This window comes from Skermanella sp., from assembly GCF_059503625.1.
In genome coordinates this window covers 5210-5823 of record NZ_JCACHA010001053.1, presented here as the reverse complement: position 1 = coordinate 5823, position 614 = coordinate 5210, and the positions used below count along the sequence as shown (strand labels likewise).

The window sequence follows — 614 nt, the reverse complement described above, 5'->3', positions numbered from 1 at the left end:
ACGACCGGCTTGTGCAGCAGCCAGGCCAGCGCCACCTGGGCACGCGGGATGCCGCGCTCCGCCGCGATTTCGCCGACGCGGGTGATGACCCTGCGGTCGGCTTCCTCCGTCGCACTGTAGAGCATCTTGCCGAACTCGTCGGTTTCGGTGCGCTTCGTGGTCTCGTTGGCTTGCCAGTCGCGGGTCAGCTTGCCGCGCGCCATCGGGCTCCAGGGAATCACGCCGATGCCTGCGTCCCGGCACAGCGGCAGCATCTCGCGCTCTTCCTCGCGGTAGAGCAGGTTGTAGTGGTTCTGCATGCTGACGAAGCGCGTCCAGCCCCGCCGGTCGGCAAGGTAGAGCGCCTTGGAGAACTGCCACGCGTACATCGACGACGCCCCGACATAGCGGGCCTTGCCGGCTTTCACCACGTCGTACAGCGCTTCCAGCGTTTCCTCGATCGGAGTGGAGTGGTCCCAGCGATGGATCTGGTACAGATCGACATAGTCGGTCCCCAGGCGGCGAAGGCTGGCGTCGATCTCCGTCATGATCGCCTTCCGCGACAGGCCCCGGCCGTTGGGGTCCTTCCGCATCGGGCCGTGCGCCTTGGTGGCGATCACCACCTCGTCCCGCTT

Annotated in this window: 1 protein-coding gene; it reads right to left on the bottom strand. The window is 66.6% G+C overall.

The genetic code is table 11. The features are described from left to right. Nucleotides 1-614 (bottom strand): aldo/keto reductase (locus AC5JJ6_RS38200; RefSeq protein WP_496047050.1); only part of this gene is annotated, 614 nt, incomplete at both ends.